Genomic DNA, 19,891 nt, shown 5'->3' with positions numbered 1-19,891 from the left:
CGAAGCCATGCATCTCCTCCTAGCTCAAAAAGGAACGATCAGCGACGGCGAGGAGGCGATTGATCTCGGTCAGTCGCCAGGCGATATCCTGTTTCTGTCGGCGGCCGATACCGAGCTTGCGGCGATAGCCGCGGCCTATGGGCAGGGGGGAGCCGCGCATTCCTTGCGGCTCGCAAGCCTGATGAGCCTCAAGCATCCCATGTCCGTCGACACCTATATCGAACGGACGGCGCGGCATGCGAAGCTGATCATCGTCCGGGCGCTTGGTGGTGCCAGCTATTTTCACTATGCGCTGGAGGCGCTGCATGCCAGCGCCGTTCGCAATGGCGCTTTCATCGCGGTTTTGCCGGGGGATTCGAAGCCTGATCCGGGGCTGACGCCATTTTCCAATGTTGCACTCGAGGATCTCAATGCGCTGTGGTCCTATCTAATCGAAGGCGGCGACGCCAATTCCCGTGATTTTCTCGGCTATTCCGGAGCGATGCTGTTGGGCGCCGAAAAACCGGCGCCCGCCGCTCCGTTGATGAAGGCGGGGATCTGGTGGCCGGGCAGGGGCGTGATCGGGATCGAGGAGTGGAGAAATGCCTCCACGGTGGTAGTCCCGGAGGGACTCGAACCTCCGACGGTCGCTGTTTCCTTCTACCGCGCTCTCGTTCAGAGCGGTGAAACCAAGCCGGTCGAAGCCATGATCGAGGCGCTGATCGCCGAGGGCATGCGGCCGCTGCCGGTGTTTGCCTATAGTCTCAAGGATCTCGTTTCAGTCGGCATTCTCGAAAGCGTTTTCGCCGAGTTGAAGCCGGCTGTCGTCATCAATACCACCGGTTTTGCCGTTTCGGCACCAGGGGCTGATCGCCAGCCGACCGTGTTGGAGGCGAGTGATGCGGTCGTGCTGCAGGCGATCTTTTCGGCTTCCTCCATGGAGGCTTGGGAAGCCTCGTCGCAGGGGCTTTCCGCGCGCGATCTCGGCATGAATGTCGCGCTGCCGGAGGTGGATGGGCGCGTGCTTGCCCGTGCCGTCTCCTTCAAGGCGGCGGCGCGTTATGATGAACGTGTCGAGGCCAATATTGTTGCCAGCGAGCCGGCAGCGGACCGCATGCGCTACACCGCCCGATTGGCGGCCAATTGGGCGCATCTGCGCAAAGCGCCGCCGCAAAATCGGCGCGTGGCGCTGGTCATGGCCAATTATCCGAACCGCGACGGACGGCTCGGCAACGGCGTCGGACTCGATACGCCGGCGGGTACGATGGAAGTGCTGAAAGCGATGCGGGCGGCGGGTTATCCGGCTGCCGATCTGCCTGCCGATGGCGACGCGCTGATGCAGCACCTGATGGATGGCCCGACCAATTCGGGTCATGATGGCAGGATCGTGCGCGAAAGGCTTTCCATAAGGGAATACAAGGATTTTCTCTCGTCTCTTCCCATTCAGATTCAGGAAGAGATAGCCGTCCGTTGGGGCGACCCGGGGAGCGATCCCTATGTTCGAGAGGGCGCCTTTGCGCTGCCCTTCACCCGCTTCGGCGACGTGCTGGTGGGCATCCAGCCCGCGCGCGGCTACAACATCGATCCGAAGGAAAGCTATCATTCGCCGGATCTCGTGCCGCCGCATGGCTATCTCGCTTTCTATGCATTCCTGCGTCAGTCCTTCGGCGCGCATGCCGTCATTCATATGGGCAAGCACGGCAATCTCGAATGGTTGCCGGGTAAGGCCCTGGCGCTGTCAGAGGCCTGCTATCCCGAAGCGATCCTCGGGCCGTTGCCGCATCTCTATCCCTTCATTGTCAACGACCCCGGCGAGGGCACGCAGGCCAAGCGCCGCACGAGTGCCGTGATTATCGACCACCTGACCCCGCCTTTGACCCGCGCCGAAAGTTACGGCCCGCTCAAGGATCTGGAAGCGCTGGTGGACGAATATTACGAGGCCTCCGGCGGCGATCCCCGACGCATCCGGTTGCTGCGCAAACAGATTCTCGATCTCGTCACCGATATCGGCCTCGATCAGGATGCCGGGATTGCCAAGGGCGAGGGTGAGGATGAGGCGCTCAAGAAACTCGACGCCTATCTCTGCGATCTCAAGGAAATGCAGATCCGGGACGGATTACACATCTTCGGCGTTTCGCCTTCCGGAAGGCTGCTGACGGATTTGACGGTGGCGCTGGCGCGCGTACCGCGGGGCTTGGGCGAGGGCGGCGATCAGAGCCTGCAGCGGGCAATCGCGCGGGATGCGTTCGGACAGCCCGTGTCGTTCGATCCTTTGGATTGCGATATGGCCGCGGCATGGACTGGCCACCGCCCCGATATCCTCGCCGACATTTCCGACGCTCCCTGGCGCACCCAGGGCGATACGGTCGAGCGCATCGAACTCCTGGCCGCGAGCTTTGTCGCCGGCGAAATTGCGTGTCCTCAAGACTGGCCGCAAACCCACGCCGTCCTCGCCGAAATCGAATCCCGCCTCAAGCCTTCGATACTTGCCTGTGGCGACGCCGAAATTGCTGCTCTTATGAAGGGCCTCGACGGCCGGTTCGTGTCGCCAGGTCCATCGGGTGCGCCGACGCGCGGCAGGCCGGATGTTTTGCCGACGGGTCGGAATTTCTATTCCGTCGACAGCCGCGCCGTCCCGACGCCGGCGGCCTACGAGTTGGGCAAGAAATCGGCCGAGCTGCTAATCCGTCGCTATGTGCAAGATCATGGTGAGTGGCCGGTTTCCTTCGGGCTCACGGCCTGGGGCACGTCGAATATGCGCACCGGCGGTGACGATATTGCCCAGGCGCTGGCCTTGATCGGCGTCAAGCCGGTCTGGGACATGACCTCGCGGAGGGTTACCGGCTATGAAATCATCGCGCCGGCAAAACTCGGGCGGCCGCGTGTCGATGTGACGCTGCGCATTTCCGGCTTCTTCCGCGATGCCTTTCCGGAGCAGATCGCGCTGTTCGACAGGGCGGTCCGCGCGGTTGGGGCGTTGGATGAGGATGCGGCAGACAATCCCATCGCGGCACGCATGCGGGGCGAGATCAAGCGATTGGCGGCAGCGGGATTGGACGAGGCATCGGCCAGCCGGCGAGCTGGTTACCGCGTCTTCGGCTCGAAGCCGGGTGCCTATGGTGCCGGATTGCAGGCGCTGATTGACGAAAAAGGTTGGGAGAGGCGCGCCGATCTGGCGGAGGCCTATCTCGTCTGGGGCAGCTATGCCTACGGCGCAGGTGAGGACGGGAAAGCCGAGCGCGGCGTGTTCGAGGAGCGGCTGCGTTCGATCCAGGCGGTCGTGCAGAATCAGGACAATCGAGAGCACGACCTGCTGGACAGCGACGATTATTACCAATTTGAAGGCGGCATGGCGGCTGCAGCGGAGCAGCTTGCAGGCGCCCGACCGTCGATTTATCACAACGACCATTCACGGCCGGAAAAGCCGGTCATCCGCTCGCTGGAAGAGGAGATCGGCCGTGTCGTACGCGGCCGCGTCGTCAATCCGAAGTGGATCGATGGCGTCATGCGCCACGGCTATAAGGGTGCCTTCGAAATTTCAGCAACGGTCGACTATCTCTTCGCCTTTGCTGCGACGACGGGCGCCGTTCGCAATCATCATTTCGAGGCGGTCTATCAGGCCTTTGTTGTCGATCCCCTGGTGCGCGATTTCATGGCTGAGAAGAATCCGGCCGCTTTGCAGGAGATGAAAGAACGTCTGCTCGAAGCGATCGATCGTCGTCTCTGGACGCCACGCAGCAATTCGGCACGGTTCGATCTGGAGACTTTGACTGGGGATAAGGAGATCGTCGCTTGAGCGTGGTCGGCGATCTTCTCGAGGCTTTCCATCGTTACGTCGCTTCGCGGAGCGATCCGCTATTGAAGCGTTTCGTCGAAGGTTTTGATTGGCGGATGGAGGAGCGGCCGCTTGCGGCTCACAGTCTGCCGGTCGTAAATTATCTGAATATAGTCCACCGGCCAGCCGACGCCGCAGAAGGTGAGCTGTTTTCCAGCCTTGCGGGGGCGGCAAGCATGCTGCATTGGGCGCAAACCTATAGCATCGCCGACTTCGGCGCCGATTTTCTGCAGAGATATGGCTGGGTCGAGCTTTTTGGGACGCGCGGCCATTTTGTCAGCGATGATATGGCCGGCGGCTTTCTGCTGCTTGGACCGGATGTGTACTATCCGGATCACCATCATATCGCTGAGGAAATCTATATTCCGCTGGCCGACGGTTCTCTGTGGAGGAAGGATAGCCAAGCCTTCCTGCCGCGCTGGACGGGCGAAATCATTCATCATCCCTCGGATATTCGCCATGCGATGCGAACCGAGGAAACACTGCTGGTGGCGCTTTACCTTTGGCGAGGCGGACCACTGGCGCAGAAATCGACAATTCCAGGGAGGACCGAATGAGCGAAGAGACGACCGAAACGGGCACTGAAGCACCGAAGAACGATGAAGCCCGCCATGCGGAGAAAATGGCCAAGAAGAAGGTCGCGCGTGACAAGATCATGTCGAAGAAAACGGACGAGAAAGGGCTGATCATCGTCCATACCGGCAAGGGCAAGGGCAAGTCGTCGGCCGCCTTCGGGATGATTTTCCGTCACATCGCCCATGGGAAGCCGTGTGCGGTGGTGCAGTTCATCAAGGGCGCGATGTGGACCGGCGAGCGCGATCTCATCGAAAAGCATTTCTCCGATATCTGCCAGTTTCACACCATGGGCGAGGGGTTCACCTGGGAGACGCAGGATCGCGCCCGTGACGTGGCTGCCGCCAGCGCTGCCTGGGAGAAGGCCAAGGAGTTGATCCGCGACGAACGCAACTCGATGGTGCTTCTCGATGAGATCAACATCGCGCTGCGCTACGACTATCTCGACATCAACGATGTCCTCAACTTCCTGACCACGGAGAAGCCGCATATGACGCATGTCGTCTTGACCGGCCGCAACGCCAAGGAAGAATTGATCGAGATCGCCGATCTCGTCACGGAGATGGAGCTGATCAAGCATCCGTTCCGTTCCGGCATCAAGGGACAGCCGGGTGTGGAATTCTGATCATAGCAGCGATGCACTTCGGTCGGCGGAGGCGATGTAGATCTTCGGATCGCCGACGCGAAAGGTTGTCGGCTGGAGTTCGGCTGAGCGGATGCGATCGACGCGGAAGGTTCTGATGTCGTCACGCAGGTGATCCCAGGTGATGAGATACCAGACCGGCGCATTGAAATAGAGGAATTGCGGCTCGATCCGGCGGCTAGTGACAACGCCGTCGCCGGCCTCGTAATCGATGATCACCTGCCGTTGCTCGAAGAAGGCTTGCGATATCAGCGCAAGATTGGCGCGGCTGGGCGGCACATAGCTGTTGACGACGTTGAGCGTTGCCGGCGCACCGACGATAATGCGGCGCCGTAAGTCGCGGATGCGGCCCTGATAGCCTTCGGCGAAGGTGGCGGAGACCTTGCGTTTGATCGATGTGAGATGTTGCAACAGCAAGGGCGAGCCGACTTTTTCGGCGATGGTGATGCTGAGCAGCAGATCGATGGTTTCGAGATGATCGAGATGCAGCCTACCGAGCGACCAGCTACGGTGCAGTTGCATGCCGCCACCACGGCCGCGGTCGGCATCGATCGGCAGGCCGTTCTGGCGCAATAATGCTATATCGCGATTGAGGGTGCGCAGGCTGACGCCCATCTCGGCTGCAAGCTCGGCGGCGGTCGCGTGCTCGCGTTCGCGAAGCAGCCCTTTCAGCTCCTCCAGCCTGTTCAGCCTTGTTCCATCTGCCGTGCGCGCCATGGCTGAAATATGTCGTTATCTGTCCTATTAAGCAATAGACCACGCCCATCCAACTCAGCTCGAGGAAAAGACGATGACGGGAAAAGTCATGGAATGGGCGCCGTTCAGGCTACGCTCCGACGTATCCGAAGGCGCACTTTTGGAGGCGGCTGCGAGAATGCAGGATCGTTTTTTGAAGCAGCAGCCCGGCTATCTCAACCGCGAACTGGTGCGCGGCCGTGACGGCAGCTATGTCGACGTCATTTGGTGGCGCTCCCATGCCGATGCGGCGGCCGCCATGCCGAAGGTGCATGCGAGCAAGGATTGCCTCGACTATTTCGATCACATGCAGATCGATTCCGCCAATGCCGGCACCAGCGTGCTGCATTTCGAACAACTGCGGAGCTTTTGAGGAATAGGCATGGCTGAACGCCTGAAGGATCATTTCGGCGCAGAAGTGCCGGCCCGCATCGCCGATATGATCGGTGCGGTGCATCCGCCATTCGACCGGAAAGGTTTCATCGCCGCGACATTGGATGGATATGAGCCGCTGGAGCTGATGGACCGCGGGCGGGCGATTGCGCGCACGCTGAAGGCGTTCTTGCCCGGAGATTATCCCGAGGCGGTCGATATTCTCATTCGGTCGCTGGGGCCGGAAATGGATGGCAGCGACAATTTCGGCATGACGCCGTTTCTGTATCTGCCGCACACGATCTTCGTCGCCGACAACGGCATCGATCATTTCGAGCCATCCATGCGGGCGCAATATGAGCTGACCAAGCGCTTCACCGCCGAATTCTCCATCCGCACCTTCCTCGACAAGAGGCAGGATGAGACGTTGGAGCGGCTACGCATCTGGAGCGGCGACGCCAATGTGCATGTCCGGCGGCTGGTGTCGGAAGGCACTCGCCCACGCCTTCCATGGGCACAACGACTCCGCGCCTTCCAAGCCGATCCGACGCCGGTGCTCGAGCTGCTGGAATTGCTGAAGGACGATCCCGAGCTTTACGTCCGCCGTTCCGTCGCCAACAATCTCAACGATATTGGCAAGGATCATCCGGGCATTCTCATCGACACGGTACGGCGCTGGAGCGTGGATGCGCCTAAGGAACGTCAGCGCCTCATCCGCCATGCGCTGCGCTCCGCCGTCAAACGTGGCGAAGCGGATGCGATCGGCGCCATGGGTTATTCTGCCGCCGAAGGCATTCGTGTCGGCAGCGCGGAGATAATTCCGGCGAAGGCGCAGATGGGCAATATCGTCCGTATCGGCTTTTCCCTCGTCAACGACGGAGACGCAGCGCAATCGCTGCTGGTCGATTTTGCCGTGCATTTCGTCAAGGCCAACGGCTCGGCCAGGCCGAAGGTCTTCAAGCTGACATCGGTTTCATTGGCGCCCGGCGAAACGGCGCAATTCTCCAAGGCATTGCGTCTGGATGACCTGACGACGCGCAAGCATTATCCAGGGCTCCATCGGATCGACGCGATGGTCAATGGCGTGGCGATGAAAGTCGGGGAGTTCGTGTTGGATTAGCGGCTGAGACCGGTTTCAGCTACTCCGCGCGACCGCCGCCATCTCTTTTAACGCCTCGGCCGTTGCTTGATCTGCGGGAAAAAGGGATTCGATTGCCAGCTCCGCAAGGGTGATATCGACGGGCGTGCCGAAGATGGTGGTTGTCGAAATGAAAGAGAGGCGTCCGGCGTCGGTGATAAGCTCCAGAGGTACGGCGATACCGGCATAATCGCGATCAGGCGAGCTTGGCCTATGGGCTGCCGGTGCGGGATAGGCCGAGAGTTCCTTCAGCAAATCGGAGAGCACCGGATCGCCGGTCGCAATGATCTGCTGGCGCAGCCTCTCCAGCAGATGCGCGCGCCATTCCGGGAGATTGAAAATATGCGGCGCAAGGCCGTCAGGATGCAGGCTGAGCCTCAGGACATTCACCGGTGGCTTGAGCAACGCAACGTCGGCGACCCCGGAGAGCAGGGGCGCGACCGCGTCGTTCGCGGCGACCAAGGTCCAATGCCTGTCGATCGCAAGGGCGGGAAAGGGTTCGTGGCCCTTGAGAATGATATCGATTGCGCGGCGCGCGGGAGCCAGCGCCGGGTCTTCCAGCGAGCGCTCCGGGAAGACCGGCGCGAAGCCAGCGGCCAGCAGCATCGGATTGCGTTCGCGGAGCGGCACGCCGAGCCGTTCCGCAAGATGGATCAGCATCTCGCGGCTTGGAAGTGCGCGTCCGCTTTCGATGAAGCTGAGATGCCGTTGCGATATCTCCGCTTCGAGGGCGAATTCGAGCTGGCTCAAATGGCGGCGCTGCCGCCATTCGCGCAGGTAATCGCCGAGAGAGCGGCCGGGCACCATCATAGGGCGGCCGGGGCCTGATCAAGAAAGCCGTGAACCGTTTTCAGCCGCTCGCCGTCGAGAATGGCGAAGTCCGTGCCCTTGATCAAAGGCTCGTCACCTTCCGCGCCAAGGTTCCAGGAGAAACGAAGGTTGTCACCGTGGCGGTCGGCTGGACCTGCCAGCGTGAAGCGGAGGCCGGGAAGGCGGGTGTGTACGGCGGCGACCAGTGCGTCGATCTGCTCATGGCCTTCGCCGCGCATAAGTGGATCGACGTAAGTGCAGGATTCCGTCCAAGCCTCGGTGATGAGGGCGCGGCGCCGTTCGGCATCGGTCTCGTTCCAGACAGCGAGATAGCGTTCGGCAATGGTTGTCGCATCGGTCATCGGGTCAACTCCTTTGGATCGCCTGAACATTCAGACAAGGCGATCATGGGTGAGCCCTTCACCACTATCAATTACGTGGCAGGTAATCAAAGCAGCCTGTTTTAGAACCCTAGCCAGACGCGAACGGGATTGGTCGGGTCGGCCAGCAGCTTGATGGCGAAGGCGATGCAGACGATCACCAGTAGCGGCTTGATCAGTTTCGCGCCGATACGCATGGCAAGCCTTGAACCAAGTTGAGCGCCGAGGAACTGTCCGAGCCCCATGGTCAGGCCGACCTTCCAGAGAATGGCGCCGGAGAAGATGAAGACGATCAAGCTGCCGAGGTTGGAACCGAAATTCAATAGCTTCGTATGAGCCGTCGCTTTCAGCATGCCGAAGCCGACAAGCGTGACGAAAGCGAGCATGAAGAACGAGCCGGTACCGGGGCCGAAGGCGCCATCGTAAAAGCCGATCAGCGGCACGAAGGTGAAGCCGAAAAGCGCGGCACTCATGCGGCCATGTTTTTCGATATCGTTGAGATTAGGCTTGAAGGCGAAATAAAGCGCGATGGCGATCAACAGGAACGGCAGGATGATGCGCAGCACGTCGCCTGGCATGATCGTCGCCAGCGCTGCGCCCAGCATGCCGCCGATAACCGCCATCAGCGCCATCGGCAATTGCGTGCGAAGCTGCACATGGCCCTGGCGGGCATAGGCGATGGTCGCGGAGGCGGCGCCGCAGATCGATTGCACCTTGTTGGTGCCGAGCGTCTGCAATGGCGGAATGCCGGCCAGCAGCATGGCAGGCACGGTAATCAGCCCGCCGCCACCGGCGATGGAATCGACAAAACCGGCGAAGAAGGCGGCGGCGAAGAGCAGAAGCAGCAGATGTAGGGTGATGTCTTGCAAGGCGAGGAACTCGAAGGCGTGTGATTTCGTATGTCTTCTGGCACTGCAATTGCTTCAGGGCAATTGCTACAGGGACACACCAAGTGAAATTGACGGGCAGGGGGATGGTTCTGTAGACGGTCAGGTGAGTGCGTTTTTGCCGTGCCTCTGTGCCTGGCCCTCACCCTAACCCTCTCCCCGTTGAAACGGGGAGAGGGGACGACGGAGCAAACATTCGGCCTCGCTGCTAAATCACCAGCATTGCGGGCCATGGGTGCTCCCTCTCCTCGCATTGCAGGGAGAGGGACCAGGCACAAAGGTGCAGCGAGACAGGACGTGCTTGACTATAATCGCCGTCGCTGAGGTCCCATATGACATCACATCCTCAACCTAATGCCCGCCGTTACATCCTCGGCCTCGGCTGCGAGCGCGGTACGGACTGGAACGATGTGCGCTTGCTTGCCGAACGGGCGTTGCGGGAGAGCGGGATAGAGGTCGCTCAGGTCCTTGCGATCGCCTCTCTCGACACGCGGAGTAACGAGCCGGCGATCCTGGAGACGGCTGCTCATCTTCAACTGCCGCTGCGTTTTTTCGACGCCGCAACACTGGAGCGCGAAACGCCTCGCCTGAAGAACCCATCCGAGTTCGTCTTTGCCCGCGTCGGCTGCCATGGGGTTGCCGAGGCGGCTGCGCTGGCGGCGGCTGGACCGATCGCTGAGCTTGTTCTACCGAAAATCAAATCCGGCTTTGCCACCGCCGCAATTGCGAAAATCGGTTGATTTTTTGGTTCCCCGGCCGCGATTTCTCGCAATCTGTGACGAAATCGCGCGAGATTGCATCCGATATTGCAGAAATGGCGACTGCGGCTATGGTGGGGCATTTCGCCGGCCGCTGCCCACATGCGTCCCGGCGACTTCGGAGCATGATCCCAAGAACTGCAGGGCAGTCTTTGGACAAGATCAAGCTGATCAAAAGGATAACAAGGAAAAATCATGCACAAGGTCATTTACGACACGGACCCTGGCGTCGACGACGCCATGGCGCTTCTCTTTCTGCACCGCCATCCGGATATCGATCTTCTCGGCATCACCACCGTGTTCGGCAATGCTTCCGTCGACACGACGACGCGCAATGCGCTGTTTCTGAAGCGCGAGTGGAACATTCCGTGCCCGGTTGCCCGCGGCGCCAGCGTCACGTTCGATCCGTCGCGAAAGGAGCGGGATTGGCCTACCTTCGTGCATGGCCACAATGGTCTCGGCGATATCGAAGTGCCGGCAACGATCGATCTGCCGGCCGATCCGCGTCCGGCTCATCAGTTTATCATCGATACCGTGCGCGCCAATCCGGGCGAGGTGACGCTCGTCGCTGTCGGCCGCATGACCAATCTGGCGCTGGCCCTGAAGCACGATCCGGAGATCACCAAGCTGGTGAAAGACGTCGTCATCATGGGCGGCAATTTCTATGTTCCGGGCAATATCACGCCGGTGGCGGAAGCCAATATCCACGGTGATCCGGAAGCCGCTGACGTCGTCATGACTGCGGCCTGGAAAGTCGTGGTCGTCGGGCTCGACGTAACCGCGGTCACGACGATGAGCCGCAGCTATCTCGCCGACATGGCAAAGGCCGGCGGTCCGTCCGTGCAGTTGCTCTCCGACCTGTCGCAGTCCTACATCGATTTCTACAGCCATGCGGTGGATGACGGCATGATGGTGCACGATAGCTGTGCCTGCGTCTATGTCGTGGCGCCGGAACTGTTCGATACCATAGAGGGTTCGGTGCGCGTCGTCTGCGGCGGTATTGCCGACGGCCAAACGATCGTAAAGCCCGACGGCCGGCATTTTCCGCCGAATGAATGGGACAATCTGCCGAGCCAAATCGTCTGCACCGGCATCCGCTCGCAAGCGGTTATCGACCTGATCCGCGACGTGATTCTCGGCAAGGCAAACCATTGACGCAAATTCGGAGAGGGCGGCTGTGCTGCCCTCTTCGAATGCTTCTTATTCGAAGAATTATCTATTTTATAATATTATCAAATTGTTGCGCTGGCGCCCTGACAATTTGAGTCAGAGATTTCCGACAATGTATCGGCTCTTCCTTCCGACGTCTTCGTCGCCCTGGGGCAATTGAATAGCGCATCGTTGCTGCTGCCGAGACCCGATCTGCCCTATCATTCGGGGAGGGAAATGAGACTTGAGCCGGAGCGGCCTTATCCCATTCTCAAGATTGCAATTTTGGCCATCCGGGCATAGGACAGGTGGGATGAACGATACCGCATTTTCCAATCTGCCGGCGCTTGAGCCGGGCTCCGTCTGGCTTGTCGGCGCCGGGCCGGGCGATGCTGGGCTTTTGACCCTGCTGGCGGCGAAGGGACTGGCCGATGCCGATATCATCGTGCACGACGCGCTCGTCAACGAGGACTGCCTGAAACTCGCCCATCCCAGTGCGATACTGGAATATGCGGGCAAGCGTGGCGGCAAGCCGTCGGCCAAGCAGCGGGATATATCCCTGCGTCTTGTCGAGCTGGCGCGGGCGGGCAAGCGGGTACTGCGGCTGAAGGGCGGCGATCCCTTCGTGTTCGGGCGGGGCGGCGAAGAAGCGCTGACGCTGGTCGAACACGGGATTCCGTTCCGCATCGTGCCCGGTATTACCGCCGGTATCGGCGGCCTTGCCTATGCCGGCATTCCCGTCACCCATCGCGACGTCAATCATGCCGTCACTTTCCTCACCGGCCACGATTCCTCTGGCGTCGTGCCGGACGCGATCAATTGGGAAGCGATCGGCAAGGGTTCGCCCGTCATCGTCATGTATATGGCGATGAAGCATATCGCGCAGATCAGCGCCAATCTCATCGCCGCTGGTCGCTCGGCCGACGAGCCGGTTGCCTTCGTCTGCAATGCCGCGACGCCGGCGCAGCAGGTGCTGGAGACGACGCTCGGGCAGGCCGAAGCCGATGTCGCCGCATCCGGCATGGAGCCGCCGGCGATCGTCGTTGTCGGCAAAGTGGTCAAGCTGCGACCTTCCCTCGACTGGCTGGGCGCTCTATCCGGCCGTAAGCTTCTGCCGGAAACGGACGTGCGGGCGGGGGCGGGTCACAAGGTGCCGGCATGAGCGGCTTGCTGATCGCCGCGCCGTCCTCCGGTTCGGGCAAGACCACGGTCACGCTCGGCCTTTTGCGCGCGTTGCGGAAAAGAGGGATTGCGGTGGCTCCGGGCAAGGCCGGTCCTGACTATATCGATCCCGCCTTCCTCGCCGCCGCCAGCGGTTCGCCCTGCCTCAATTTCGATCCCTGGGCCATGCGTCCCGAGTTGATCTCGGCCAATTCGGCACTTCATCGGGCCGGCGGGCGGATGCTGGTCATCGAAGCCATGATGGGGTTGTTCGACGGCGCGGCGGATGGTTCGGGCACGCCGGCCGATCTTGCCGCCTTCCTTGGGCTTTCCGTCGTGCTCGTCGTCGACGCCTCGCGGATGTCGCAGTCGATTGCCGCGCTCGTCAGCGGCTTTGCCAATTTCCGCGCCGACGTCCGTATCGCCGGCGTCGTCCTCAACCGTGTCGGCAGCGACCGGCATGAGGCGATGCTGCGCCGAGCCTTGGAGGCCGTGCGCGTTCCCGTGGCCGCCGTCATTCGCGGCGACAAGGGGCTGACGCTACCGGAGCGGCATCTTGGGCTGGTACAGGCAGGAGAACATGCCGGGCTTGAGGAATTTATCGAACATGCGGCGGAGACTGTGTCCGAGGCATGCGATTTCGGGCTGCTGCTGCGCGCGGCACATCTGAATATCGTTCGGCCGTCGGTCGCCAACATCGCTCGGCTGATGCCGTTTGGACAGCGCATTGCCGTGGCGCGCGATATCGCCTTCGCCTTCTGCTACGAGCATATGTTGCTCGGTTGGCGGCGCCGCGGAGCGGAGATTTCGTTTTTCTCGCCGCTCGCCGATGAAGCTCCGGCTGATGATGCCGACGCCATCTATCTGCCCGGTGGTTATCCGGAATTGCATGCGGGGAGGCTTGCGACGGCGTCCCGCTTCCAAGAGGCAATCAAGGCAGCCGCCGCGCGAGGCGTGCGAATCTATGGCGAGTGCGGCGGCTACATGGTGCTGGGCGACGGATTGGTGGATGCCACCGGCATGCGTCATGAAATGCTCGGGCTGCTGCCTGTCGTCACCAGCTATGAGAAACGCCAGCGGCATCTCGGTTACCGGCGCGTCGTGCCGCTTGACGGTTCATTCTTCGATCGGCCGATGACCGCGCATGAATTTCACTATTCGACCATCGTTTCCGAAGGTGCGGCGGATCGGCTGTTTACGGTTAAAGACGCGCTTGGGACCGATCTCGGTACGGCCGGCCTGCAGCGCGGCAATGTCGCCGGTTCCTACATGCACCTGATCGATCTTGCCGGTGACGCCGCATGACGAACAGGATCGTACACGGCGGCGGCGTCACGGCGGCGGCTCGTCTTTATGGCGGGTGCCCGGAGGACTGGCTCGATCTGTCGACCGGGATCAATCCCAATCCGATCGCATTGCCTGATATCTCCGTTTCAGCCTGGCATCGGCTGCCGGATCAGCATCTGGTGGAACGGGCGAGGGAGGCCGCGAGGACCTATTATCGCAGCGGCGATATCCTGCCTTTGCCCGTCCCGGGCACGCAATCGGTGATCCAGCTACTGCCGCGGCTCGGAGCGGCAGGCAGCGCGGCGATCCTGTCGCCGACCTATGGGGAATATGCCCGCGCCTTTGCACTGGCCGGTATGCCCGCTGCAAAGATTACTGGCATCGGTGATCTCACTCCCGGACAGCGGTTGGTCATCGCCGTCAATCCTAACAATCCGGATGGCCGAGCGCTATCTGTCGATTTGTTACGGGAACTGCATGATGAGCTGCAGCAGCGCGATGGCATGCTGTTGGTCGACGAGGCATTCGGGGATATGGAGCCGGAAAGCAGCCTGGCGCCTTACGCTTCCTCCATGTCGAACCTCATCATTTTCCGCTCCTTCGGCAAATTCTTCGGCTTAGCCGGGCTGCGCCTCGGTTTTGTCATCGCGCAGGCCCCGATTCTTGAGCGTTTCGAGGATTGGCTCGGCCCGTGGGCTGTTTCCGGACCGGCGCTTTCATTGGCCGCCTCCTTGATGGCCGGTGACACGACTACCATTCGCAACCGCATTCTCGATCGAAGGTCGGCGCTGGATGCAGTACTTCGCCAAGCCAAGCTTCAGGTGGCTGGCGGCACGGGGCTGTTCACGCTTGTTGCCGATGATCGCGCAAGCGACATATATGCACATCTTTGCCGCCATCATATTCTTGTCCGCAAGTTCGACTATGCGCCGAATTGGCTGCGCTTTGGCCTTGCTCCAGACGAGGCGGCAGATCGCAGGCTTGCCGGGGCACTTGAGGCTTATTCGATATGATCATCGACGAACATTTGCTTATCCTCGTTCTGGCATTGCTGTTGGATCGCATCATGGGCGATCCAGATTGGCTGTGGCAGCGTCTGCCGCATCCCGTCGTGCTGTTCGGCAAGGCGATTTCCTTTTTCGACCGCCATTTCAACGTCAGGGATCTGCCGGGCATGGCGCGGCGTCGTAATGGCGTGATGTCGATCATCGCGCTGCTTTTCGGCGCGGTCATTGCGGGCTCAGCCGTGCATGGGCTGCTCGCCTTTTTCGGTTGGTTCGGTATACTGGTCGAAGCGGGCCTGGTGGCGATCTTCCTAGCGCAGAAGAGCCTGGCCGATCACGTCGGCGAGGTATCGAAGGCGTTGCGCAGCGAGGGGTTGGACGGCGGACGCCGCGCCGTATCGCGCATTGTCGGCCGCGATCCTGAGACTCTGGACGAGCCCGGCGTCTGCCGCGCTGCGATCGAGAGCCTAGCCGAGAATTTTTCCGATGGCGTCGTGGCGCCGGCGCTTTGGTATGCCGTTTTTGGCCTGCCGGGCCTGTTTGTCTACAAGATGCTGAATACCGCCGATTCGATGATCGGCCATAAATCCGAGACCTATATCGATTTCGGCTGGGCCGCCGCGCGCCTCGACGACGTCGCCAACTGGCCGGCGGCGCGGCTGTCGATCCTGCTGATCGCCGCCGGTGCGCTCGCCAAGAAGGGGCTTTCGGCACTCGGCAATACGATCCGAGTTGCGGTTCGTGATGGCGGACTGCACCGCTCACCTAATTCCGGCCGGCCGGAGGCGGCGATGGCCGGTGCTTTGGATATCCAGCTTGCCGGGCCGCGCGTCTATGGCGGCGAGGTCGTGCGCGAGCCGATGATCAACGGTTCTGGCCGTGATATCGCCACCGTCAACGATGTCGATAGCGGCATCTCGATCTTCTATTCGGCATGCACGATGCTGACGCTCGTCGCCTTCGCGGCCTTCCTGTTGCTGTTGTGAATGGTCGATCCACGTTAACGAATTGCTCACTATCTGTATTAATCTAGTATAATCAGAGAGCTGATAGTTCTTCCTTTCATCGGAATTGTTTCAAAAAGAAGCAAACGATGGAGGGGCGCAAGATGAAACGGATAGTGGCAGCCGTTGCCGCATGTTTATGCCTGCAGTTTCATGTCGCAACAGCGCAGGCTGGAACTCTTCTCGCCAATGTTGATCTTCGGTCGCAGACCATGACCGTTTCCGAAGATGGTGTTTTCAAGTATCGCTGGAGAGTATCGACGGCGCGCAGAGGTTATGTCACTCCGACCGGCTCCTATACGGCGAAGTGGCTGTCGCGCGATCATCGCTCGAAGAAATACGACAATGCGCCGATGCCCTATGCGGTCTTCTTCAATGGCGGCTACGCGGTGCATGGCACCTATGAGCTGAGGCATCTTGGCCAGCCCGCTTCGCACGGCTGCGTACGTCTGGAACCGCGAAATGCTGCCACCTTCTTCTCGATGGCGTCGCAGGTAGGGTTGAGAAACACCCGGATCATCATCAGCGAGTGATCGCCGCCGCAATACCGCCGTATCTTGCTCGCATGTCGCGCTCTATTCCTGCAATTGCGCAATGGAAGTATTTTTGCTGTTTAGGCAACAGTGCTCCGTCAAATTACTGGAGTCTCAGGTGGAAACCATTGGCTTTTGGAATGGATTTCCCTATGAGGAGGGTTGAATTATCATTTCAAGAGGTATGGGCGTGACTGCTACATTCGACAAAGTTGCCGACATCATCGCTGAAACAAGCGAAATCGACCGTGAAACGATCACCCCAGAGAGCCACACGATCGACGACCTCGGCATCGACAGCCTCGACTTCCTGGACATCGTTTTTGCCATCGACAAGGAATTCGGCATCAAGATTCCGCTGGAACAGTGGACGCAGGAAGTCAACGAAGGCAAGGTTTCGACCGAGGAATATTTTGTCCTCAAGAATCTCTGTGCCAAGATCGACGAATTGCGCGCCGCCAAGGGCTGAGCAACGTTCTTGCTTTTTTTGACGCCCAGCCGCCCCTGAATATGGCGGCCGGGCGGTTTCATTCTTAACTATCGTATCCTGCCCGCGCCATATTGCTCACCGGGTCGGATCGGAGGCATTGATGCTGCTGGAATATTTCCAGATGATTGACCGGGTCGATTCGGTCGATCTGTCCAAGGGCCTTTTGAAGGCGCATTCGGTCGTCCCGGCGAAGAGCCCCGTTTTCGAAGGTCACTTTCCGGGCATGCCGCTCGTTCCCGGTGTCCTTCTGATCGAGACCATGGCGCAGGCGTCGGGCATGCTGGTGCTTGCGGCAACGAAATTCGCCTATATGCCATTCCTGATGTCGGTCGACGGCGCCAAGATGCGCACCTTCGTCGAACCGGAAGCCGAACTCGACATTGAGGCGGAATTGGAGCATGACGGCTCGGGCTTTGCAGTGACAAAAGCGCGGATCACGATCGCCGGCAAGAAGATCTGCGATGCGCAGTTGAAGCTGCGCACCATGCCGTTTAATGAGGTGCCGCTCGCCGATATCGTGCGCAAGCGGGCAGGTGAGGTCGGGCTTCTCGACGCCATCGCCGCCAATGGCTGACGTTTCCGGCTTGCATGGCGCCGCATTCTAAGAGGATTGATGAATGAGCAAGGCTCAGAATGATGTGGTGATCACGGGTATCGGCATCGTTACCTGTCAGGGTGTCGGCAAGGAAGCGCATGTCGCCCTGCTGACATCGGACAAGGCGCCGCCGACCATCGTCGAAACCGAGAAATTCAAGCCCTATCCCGTGCATCCGCTGCCGGAGATCGACTGGTCGCAGCAGATCCCGAAGCGTGGCGATCAGCGCCAGATGGAAAACTGGCAGCGCATCGGCGTCTTCACAGCCGGTCTGGCACTGGATGATGCAGGCTTCAAGGACGATCTCGATGCTTGCGGCAGCATGGACATGATCGTTGCGGCGGGCGGCGGCGAGCGCGATATCAATGTCGATACCTTGATCGTTGACGAAGGCCTGAAGCGCAACGATCGCGAATTACTTCTGAACGAGAAGCTGACGACCGAGCTCCGTCCGACGCTGTTCCTGGCTCAGCTTTCAAATCTGCTCGCCGGCAATATCTCCATCGTCCACAAGGTCACGGGTTCGTCGCGCACCTTCATGGGCGAGGAAGCTTCCGGTATCTCGGCCGTCGAAACTGCATTCCATCGTATCAAGTCGGGCGAATCGAGCCATGCATTGGTCGGCGGCGCGTTTTCGGCCGAACGCCAGGACATGATGTTGCTCATCGAAGCCGTGAATGCGCATGCGATCGGCGACTGGCATCCGCTTTGGTCCCGCAAGCCGGAAGACGGCGGCGGCATGATCATGGGTTCGCTCAGCGCTTTCCTCGTGCTTGAATCGCGCGCCCATGCCGAAGGCCGCGGCGCGCGCATCTATGCAACCATCGACGCCATCGAAGGCGATCGCGGCAATCGCGATGGCGGCAAGTTCGAGGCGCGGCTGGAGCGCCTGCTGGCGCCTGCCAAGGATGCTGAGGCCGAAAGCACTGTCATCTTCAGCGGAACGACGGCAATCCCGGATCTCGCGACGCGCGAGAAGGCCGTACTGGAAACGCAGTTGCCGGCATCGGCCATTCGCGGTTATGCCGGGGTTTCCGGCCACGGGCTTGAAAGCCAGTTTCCGCTCGGGCTTGCTTTTGCCGCTCTAGCGGTCGCCAACAAGGCCAAGGTGCCGCCGTTCGACGCAACGCATGAAAAGCCGATGAATGCCGGCGCGCGCAAAGCAGTCGTGACGACCGTCGGGCATGCGCGCGGCGAAGGCGTCGCCGTAATTTCCGCCGAAGCGTGAGGAGTTAGGATCATGACCGCATCCGCCTATAAGGATCATCTCGGCCGCCCGATCGTCGCCGTCACCGGCATGGGCATCATCACGTCGCTCGGCCAAGGGCTGCAGGATAATTGGAACGCGCTTTCTTCGGGCACGTCCGGTATCCACGGCATCACGCGCTTCCCGACCGACGGCCTTTCGACACGCATTGCCGGTACGGTGGATTTCATCGAGATCCCTGCACCGAACGCCGTCGAGCGCTCCTATGCCTTTGCTCGCGAGACCACGATCGAGGCGCTCGCGCAGGCCGGCATTTCCGGTGATTTCAACGGGCCGCTGTTCCTCGCCGCACCGCCGATCGAGCCGGAATGGAGCGCGCGCTTCGAGTTGGCCGACCGTTCGCCGCCGGCAGATCATCCGGGCGATGCCTATGAGCGTTTTCTCGCGGCGATGCATGAGCGTCCCGATCCGGTTTTCCACGAGGCGGCCCTGTTCGGCGCCATTTCAGAGCGTCTTGCCGACCGCTTCGGCACGCGCGGCCTGCCGGTAACCCTGTCGACCGCCTGCGCATCTGGTGTCACCGCGATCCAGCTCGGCATCGAGGCAATCCGCCAGGGCCGCACCACGCGGGCGCTGACGGTTGCGACCGATGGATCGCTCAGTGCCGAGGCGTTGATCCGCTTTTCGCTGCTGTCGGCGCTGTCGACACAGAACGACCCGCCGACCAAGGCATCCAAACCCTTCAGCAAGGACCGCGACGGCTTCGTGATCGCGGAAGGTGCCGCAACGCTGGTGTTAGAATCACTAGAATCCGCAGTTGCCCGTGGCGCTAAGATCCTCGGCATCATGAAGGGCGCCGGCGACAAGGCGGATTCCTTCCATCGCACCCGCTCGTCGCCGGACGGCGGCCCGGCGATCGCGACGATCCGCGCGGCTCTTGCCGATGCGGGTATGGCCGAGACCGATATCGGCTATATCAACGCGCACGGCACGTCGACGCCGGAAAACGACAAGATGGAATACGGGGCGATGTCCGCCGTTTTCGGCGATCGACTGCCGATGATCCCGGTATCGTCGAACAAGTCGATGATCGGCCATACGCTGACCGCCGCCGGCGCGGTCGAAGCAGTGTTCTCGCTGCAGACCATGCTGACCGGCACGCTGCCGCCGACCATCAACTATAACAATCCCGATCCGTCGATCATTCTCGACGTCGTGCCGAACAAGAAGCGCGAAAAGCAGGTAGGCGCCATTCTTTCGAACTCCTTCGGGTTCGGCGGACAGAACGCCAGCCTTGTCATGGCGCTTGAACCGGCTTAATCGGACCTTCGAACAAAAAGACATTACTGCG

20 protein-coding genes are annotated in these 19,891 nt (G+C 60.7%); 16 read left to right on the top strand and 4 right to left on the bottom strand.

Going from position 1 to position 19,891, the window contains the following annotated elements; translation table 11 throughout:
• Window positions 1-7 precede the first annotated feature (7 nt).
• From cobN to cobO, 3 genes are read left to right on the top strand one after another with little or no spacing between them, the layout of a single operon-like run.
• Entirely contained in the window at window positions 8-3,775 is a 3,768-nt protein-coding gene (gene cobN / locus C9E91_RS11140) for a cobaltochelatase subunit CobN (RefSeq protein WP_107108338.1), read from the top strand.
• On the top strand, window positions 3,772-4,371 hold the full coding sequence (locus C9E91_RS11135; RefSeq protein ID WP_107108337.1) for a dimethylsulfonioproprionate lyase family protein: 600 nt from the start codon (window positions 3,772-3,774) through the stop codon (window positions 4,369-4,371). Before cobN ends, C9E91_RS11135 begins: the two co-directional genes overlap by 4 nt.
• Window positions 4,368-5,012 carry a cob(I)yrinic acid a,c-diamide adenosyltransferase gene (gene cobO, locus C9E91_RS11130; RefSeq protein ID WP_107108336.1) on the top strand — a complete coding sequence of 215 codons (645 nt, stop codon included), beginning with the start codon at window positions 4,368-4,370 and terminating at the stop codon, window positions 5,010-5,012. The genes C9E91_RS11135 and cobO overlap by 4 nt, the downstream gene beginning before the upstream one ends.
• Here the strand turns inward: cobO and C9E91_RS11125 are convergent, their stop codons facing one another.
• On the bottom strand, window positions 5,013-5,747 hold the full coding sequence (locus tag C9E91_RS11125) for a helix-turn-helix transcriptional regulator (RefSeq protein ID WP_107108335.1): 735 nt from the start codon (window positions 5,745-5,747) through the stop codon (window positions 5,013-5,015). It abuts the gene before it with no gap.
• 73 nt (window positions 5,748-5,820) lie between these two features.
• Here C9E91_RS11125 and C9E91_RS11120 point away from each other — a divergent pair, with 73 nt between their 5' ends.
• Together C9E91_RS11120 and C9E91_RS11115 are read left to right on the top strand one after the other, a co-directional pair.
• Window positions 5,821-6,138, top strand: coding sequence for an antibiotic biosynthesis monooxygenase family protein (locus C9E91_RS11120; RefSeq protein ID WP_107108334.1), 318 nt, complete (start codon window positions 5,821-5,823; stop codon window positions 6,136-6,138).
• Between the two features lie 9 nt (window positions 6,139-6,147).
• On the top strand, window positions 6,148-7,257 hold the full coding sequence (locus C9E91_RS11115) for a DNA alkylation repair protein (RefSeq protein ID WP_107108333.1): 1,110 nt from the start codon (window positions 6,148-6,150) through the stop codon (window positions 7,255-7,257).
• A 15-nt stretch (window positions 7,258-7,272) separates the two neighbouring features.
• Here C9E91_RS11115 and C9E91_RS11110 read toward each other — a convergent pair whose 3' ends face one another.
• The 3 genes from C9E91_RS11110 to C9E91_RS11100 all read right to left on the bottom strand — a co-directional run bounded on the left by C9E91_RS11110 (window position 7,273) and on the right by C9E91_RS11100 (window position 9,334).
• Window positions 7,273-8,085 (bottom strand): helix-turn-helix domain-containing protein, encoded by an 813-nt coding sequence (locus C9E91_RS11110; RefSeq protein ID WP_107108332.1) that lies wholly within the window; start codon window positions 8,083-8,085, stop codon window positions 7,273-7,275.
• Entirely contained in the window at window positions 8,082-8,447 is a 366-nt protein-coding gene (locus C9E91_RS11105) for a nuclear transport factor 2 family protein (RefSeq protein ID WP_107108331.1), read from the bottom strand. The genes C9E91_RS11110 and C9E91_RS11105 overlap by 4 nt, the downstream gene beginning before the upstream one ends.
• Window positions 8,448-8,548: 101 nt before the next feature.
• Window positions 8,549-9,334 carry a TSUP family transporter gene (locus C9E91_RS11100; protein ID WP_107108330.1) on the bottom strand — a complete coding sequence of 262 codons (786 nt, stop codon included), beginning with the start codon at window positions 9,332-9,334 and terminating at the stop codon, window positions 8,549-8,551.
• A gap of 350 nt (window positions 9,335-9,684) precedes the next feature.
• Between C9E91_RS11100 and C9E91_RS11095 the strand changes: the two genes are divergently transcribed.
• From C9E91_RS11095 to C9E91_RS11045, 11 genes are all read left to right on the top strand, one after another.
• On the top strand, window positions 9,685-10,092 hold the full coding sequence (locus C9E91_RS11095; RefSeq protein WP_107108329.1) for a cobalamin biosynthesis protein: 408 nt from the start codon (window positions 9,685-9,687) through the stop codon (window positions 10,090-10,092).
• Between the two features lie 213 nt (window positions 10,093-10,305).
• Window positions 10,306-11,265, top strand: coding sequence for a nucleoside hydrolase (locus C9E91_RS11090; RefSeq protein ID WP_107108328.1), 960 nt, complete (start codon window positions 10,306-10,308; stop codon window positions 11,263-11,265).
• Between the two features lie 307 nt (window positions 11,266-11,572).
• A complete protein-coding gene (gene cobA, locus C9E91_RS11085; protein WP_107108327.1) occupies window positions 11,573-12,421 on the top strand; it encodes a uroporphyrinogen-III C-methyltransferase in 849 nt (282 codons plus the stop codon).
• Window positions 12,418-13,725 (top strand): cobyrinic acid a,c-diamide synthase CobB, encoded by a 1,308-nt coding sequence (locus tag C9E91_RS11080; RefSeq protein WP_107108326.1) that lies wholly within the window; start codon window positions 12,418-12,420, stop codon window positions 13,723-13,725. Before cobA ends, C9E91_RS11080 begins: the two co-directional genes overlap by 4 nt.
• Window positions 13,722-14,720 carry a threonine-phosphate decarboxylase CobD gene (gene cobD, locus C9E91_RS11075; protein ID WP_107108325.1) on the top strand — a complete coding sequence of 333 codons (999 nt, stop codon included), beginning with the start codon at window positions 13,722-13,724 and terminating at the stop codon, window positions 14,718-14,720. The genes C9E91_RS11080 and cobD overlap by 4 nt, the downstream gene beginning before the upstream one ends.
• Window positions 14,717-15,697 (top strand): adenosylcobinamide-phosphate synthase CbiB, encoded by a 981-nt coding sequence (gene cbiB / locus C9E91_RS11070; protein ID WP_107108324.1) that lies wholly within the window; start codon window positions 14,717-14,719, stop codon window positions 15,695-15,697. Before cobD ends, cbiB begins: the two co-directional genes overlap by 4 nt.
• A 122-nt stretch (window positions 15,698-15,819) precedes the next feature.
• Window positions 15,820-16,248, top strand: coding sequence for a L,D-transpeptidase (locus tag C9E91_RS11065; protein ID WP_107108547.1), 429 nt, complete (start codon window positions 15,820-15,822; stop codon window positions 16,246-16,248).
• A gap of 184 nt (window positions 16,249-16,432) precedes the next feature.
• Window positions 16,433-16,717, top strand: a complete 285-nt coding sequence (locus C9E91_RS11060; protein WP_003495848.1) for an acyl carrier protein — start codon at window positions 16,433-16,435, stop codon at window positions 16,715-16,717.
• 121 nt (window positions 16,718-16,838) lie between these two features.
• A complete protein-coding gene (locus C9E91_RS11055) occupies window positions 16,839-17,312 on the top strand; it encodes a 3-hydroxyacyl-ACP dehydratase FabZ family protein (protein WP_107108323.1) in 474 nt (157 codons plus the stop codon).
• 43 nt (window positions 17,313-17,355) lie between these two features.
• On the top strand, window positions 17,356-18,561 hold the full coding sequence (locus C9E91_RS11050; protein WP_107108322.1) for a beta-ketoacyl-ACP synthase: 1,206 nt from the start codon (window positions 17,356-17,358) through the stop codon (window positions 18,559-18,561).
• A gap of 12 nt (window positions 18,562-18,573) precedes the next feature.
• The gene (locus C9E91_RS11045) at window positions 18,574-19,860 is read left to right on the top strand and encodes a beta-ketoacyl-ACP synthase (protein ID WP_107108321.1); all 1,287 of its coding nucleotides are present in this window, start codon (window positions 18,574-18,576) and stop codon (window positions 19,858-19,860) included.
• Window positions 19,861-19,891 lie beyond the last annotated feature (31 nt).

It is taken from the genome of Rhizobium sp. SEMIA4064 (assembly GCF_003025035.1).
Taxonomy (GTDB): Bacteria; Pseudomonadota; Alphaproteobacteria; order Rhizobiales; family Rhizobiaceae; genus Rhizobium; species Rhizobium paranaense.
This window is presented reverse-complemented; position numbering and strand designations above follow the sequence as displayed.